At 41.3% G+C, this 4,240-nt stretch carries 3 protein-coding genes; 1 reads left to right on the forward strand and 2 read right to left on the reverse strand.

Annotated elements, in window-relative coordinates:
- The coding region (locus tag H6F47_RS26890; protein ID WP_190651802.1) for an RNA-guided endonuclease TnpB family protein at nucleotides 1-437 on the forward strand (437 nt) is incomplete at its 5' end.
- 178 nt (nucleotides 438-615) lie between these two features.
- Here H6F47_RS26890 and H6F47_RS26895 read toward each other — a convergent pair.
- Both H6F47_RS26895 and H6F47_RS26900 read right to left on the reverse strand, forming a co-directional pair.
- Nucleotides 616-2,616: an ATP-binding protein gene (locus H6F47_RS26895; RefSeq protein WP_190651804.1), complete on the reverse strand. Its 2,001-nt coding sequence runs from the start codon at nucleotides 2,614-2,616 to the stop codon at nucleotides 616-618.
- The gene (locus H6F47_RS26900; RefSeq protein WP_236104086.1) at nucleotides 2,613-3,284 is read right to left on the reverse strand and encodes a DUF4255 domain-containing protein; all 672 of its coding nucleotides are present in this window, start codon (nucleotides 3,282-3,284) and stop codon (nucleotides 2,613-2,615) included. Before H6F47_RS26900 ends, H6F47_RS26895 begins: the two co-directional genes overlap by 4 nt.
- Between the last annotated feature and the right edge of the window lie 956 nt (nucleotides 3,285-4,240).

The raw sequence follows: 4,240 nt of genomic DNA on the forward strand, positions 1-4,240 counted from the left end.
ACAAAATCACCACCCATATCAGCAAAAACCACGCGGTGATAGGGATAGAAGATTTGAATGTATCTGGGATGTTAGCAAATGGGAAATTATCAAAAGCTATATCAGATATGGGCTTTTATCAATTCAGAAGGCAGCTAGAATATAAAACACAACTGTATGGCAGTAAGTTAGTAATTGTGGATAGATATTATCCCAGTAGCAAGACTTGCTCAACTTGCGGAGAAAAGAAATCATCACTGTCATTATCTCAAAGAGTGTTTAAATGTGATAACTGTGGCTTTGAGATTGACAGAGATTTAAACGCTGCGATTAATTTAAAAAAAGAAGCGGTCAGATTGATCGTGTTAGCCTGTGGACTAGATAGTGCCGACACTTCTAGGAGTTCAGTGAGCGTAGTCGAACTGGTGAAACAGGAAGAAAAAGCCAACTTTTGTTAGCATTAGTTAGCTTTTTTGTATCGGACGAATGGTAAAAAGTTGATGTGGCTGTTTTTTTACGGGCAAAGGTGCGATCGCTCATCCCTCCCTCCATTTATCGCTGAGACGAAGCTGATGTTTTTAATTTTATGGTTTTTTAGATGGCGATCGCTTTCGACCTAAGTGTAATTTTCTCTCCTCAAACCCAACCACCAATTTCTACCTCTGTTAAAGATTTCTCTAACTTAGCGTATTCTGTCCGCGCTGCTCGTAATAAATGTTTCATCTGCACTGGCTCACCCGCATCCGCAGCCAAAAAAGCTGCATTTAAGGCTATATTACGAATATTGCCCCCAGTCACACTTAACTGCGCTAATTTCTTGGCATCTAAATCATGAGTTGGTGTACTTTTTGGGTAAACCCGTCGCCAAATTTCCGCACGTTGCACTGCATCTGGAAAAGGAAATTGAATTGCAAACCGAATTCGTCTTTGAAAAGCTGTATCTAGAGAATTTTTCAGGTTTGTGGTTAGAATTGCTAACCCTGGATAACTTTCCATCCGTTGCAGCAAATAGCTAACTTCTATGTTGGCATGACGATCATGGCTATCTTTAACTTCGCTACGTTTACCAAACAAAGCATCCGCTTCATCAAATAATAGGATCACTCCCCCTTCTTCTGCTGCATCAAATACCCGACGCAGATTTTTCTCAGTTTCACCAATATATTTACTCACTACGGATGATAAGTCAATGCGATATAAATCTAAGTGTAATTCATGAGCCAATACTTCCGCTGCTAGGGTTTTTCCTGTACCACTACCCCCAAAAAATAAGGCACTAATCCCTAAACCGCGAGTATTTTTAGCTGCAAATCCCCAGGTTTGATATACTGTAGCTCGTTGACGGACGTGAGCCGCTATTTCTCTTAACATTTCGGATTGGGCTGGAGGTAATACTAAATCTTCCCATCTGGCACTGGGGGGAATACGCTGTGCTAGTTCATCTAACCGGGGGCGGGCTTGTTTGCGGCAAGCATCCCATAAAATCCTGCTGATATCTTTTTCTTGCTCCTGGGCTAATTTTCCGGACGCTTCTGCATAAGCAGCGCGAATGGTGGTAGGACTAAGGTTAAATTGTGCTACTAATTTTTTGACTTGTCCGTTTAATTGCGGTTCTAGATGGAATAGGGTTTTTTGCCAAAGTATGGTTTGTTCTTCGGTGGTGGGTTTGTGAACATCAAAACTGACTACGGGGCGTTGCTGTATTGCCATTCTTTCCCGACTTGTCACCAACACAAAACCATTGATCCGTTCTAGAAAACGTCCGATATGATGAGTGCGATCGCCTTCTGTAATGTCAACTTTATCACAGTCAATCAATAAAGCACTTTGACTGAGAATAGCCTCTCTTTCCCACAACCGCAACAAAGTTTCCATCTCCATTGGAGCAGAAGGAATAACTTGAGCAGACATGATATGTATTGTCATTCCTAGCATTTTACAGACTGTGGCAGCGATCGCTCGTTTGCTAGTAGGTTCAATGCCACATAATTGTAAAATTGGTAACTTTTCTTTTTGAGATGCTTGCATCCAGACGGCTGCTATTTGTTCGGCTATTTGTTGCTGTGAAGCGACTAATTCTCCTGCCTCTGGTAAAGGTTCAACAATTCCCGCCAGTCTTTCATCCAGGTATTGTGTACCGATAAGATAGTGTAAAATTCTTTCATCAATTCGCAGAGGACTAAGAGTTAAAGCTCTACCTTCACCTAGCTCAATTAACCGCCAATATCGTAGTTTACTATCAGGGGCGATCGCATCCCAATGGGAATTTGGTAATGTTGCTAAAGCTAAACCCAAAGTTGGATAAACTCGCTGTGGATCTCCTTGAGCTAAAGCACAGACAGCTGCAAAATCTCCATAAAACTCCATACAGGCGCACATCAGCAGTATATCCCTCTCAAAGCTAGTCAGACCAAACAATTTACATATCTGCTCTAGTGCTGGTGGTGCTGACATTCCCGCCCTAGCAGCTTGTAACGCTTGTTCTCCCAACTGCTGTTGTTCTCTAGGTTCAGATGGCTGTGTTTTTTGAGCAGATGCTTCTATCGCACCACGCACCATAGCCAAGACTGATAATAAGTAAGATTCATTACCCTCATACCACTGTTGCCAATTGTGACTGATTTTTGTTGCCTTCATTGCACAGCCTCAGATTGATTTACGTTACTGCTCTCAATTAATACCATCGAAGCTTGATAACTAATTGACGGTCGATAGTGGGTTTGTAAAGCTGACCATATCTTAGAACTGTCTTCCATATTCAAAAATTCAGGAGAAAGTTTAATCTGTCCCAGTTGTTCCACTAACTCAGATACAGATACCCCCGCCAAAGCTTGAGAAATCAGACTTGTGGTGTTACTTGTAGCGGCAGTTTTTAAAGCATTTGCAATCAATTCCGAGGAAATAACAGTTGTTCTGTGTAATAATTGCATCGCATAACCCAGTAGCAATTCTGCCTGAAAATCCTTAGCACCATAAGCGGTTAATAGGTAGTGTAAGTTTAAAGCCAGTGGTGGATTTACAGAACGCGGACTTTTATTTATACTATTGATACTATTAATGCTGGAGTGTTTAGTACGAAATTCCTGAGATATCCAATCAACATTGCGATTCTGGGTAACTTGATAAAGAAACAAATTGAGTTGCGCCCGCTCATCACTTCCCACTTTAATTAAATCCGGTGGTATGGCAGTAACCAGCACATCACCAACACTAGCAGTAATTGAATCACTGACTAGCCCGTTTTCCAGTAAGTCTTTCAGCACTGCGGTGACAGCAACTATAGAGAGCGCGTTACTCATCATCATTCCTCACAGCACCAGCACAAGTTGATCACTATACACCTCACCAAATATTTTTCAGGCTTTGTGCTAAAACTTTAACATTCAGCATAGTATCAATAACATAAATTTTATAAGAAGTTTATACTTGTACTTGCAAATAATATCAAATCCGTATTTTACCTAATTCCACAAGAGACATTCACAGACTGGTATTGCTGTATGCTAAAGCGAAAGCTTCGCTAACCCATAGTGTGCCATTAGCTAATGGCTAAATGCTGAATATTTCAGTAGGTAGGCGTTAAAAACTGTCCTTATGACAAAGTAAGAGGTAGAAGGTAGGAAGGAAGAGGTTTTAAGCAGTTTTACATTTCTTTACGTACATCGGTTTTTTCATGCCGACTTACTTACAACCTCTGAGAAGATGTTGTAATCATGAAAAGTTCCTATGAAAACTAAAAATTTGGCTTGACGTAGGTAATGATATAAGCTGAAATTAAAATAAGTGAAACTTAATTATGAAAAAATAGGCTAAAAACCCTTAATGCTTCGCTGTGAGCATCAGCCGATAGTGTAGCGTGGCATTAGCCATATAGTTAAGTTTTGGATCTGGGTGGAAAAACTTGACCTTCCTTCAGGCAAGGGGACGACAGTTACTTCACTCAGGGAAACCCTTTCGGCAGTTCCTTCTGGGGTAAACCCCCAAGACCGGACTGCCTCACCAACGCACTGCCTCACGAAAGCCATTTGAAGCGTTTACGCTTCAGTAACTTGTGATATAATCGTTATCACAAGAAAATCGCCGAAAGGCACGGAAGCCACTTGGCTGTCTTACAGTGGAGGAAGTGCCAACGGCGAATTTATTCGCCGCGAATATGATATGATTGGACTGCGAGTAGGAACAACCATCTACACGAAGAAGTATTTTGATAAGGAGAAACCCCTGATTTATCTCGTCTCGGCATTTGACCGCAGCCTGGGTA

This window comes from Sphaerospermopsis sp. FACHB-1094 (genome assembly GCF_014696195.1).
Classification (GTDB): Bacteria; Cyanobacteriota; Cyanobacteriia; order Cyanobacteriales; family Nostocaceae; genus Sphaerospermopsis; species Sphaerospermopsis kisseleviana.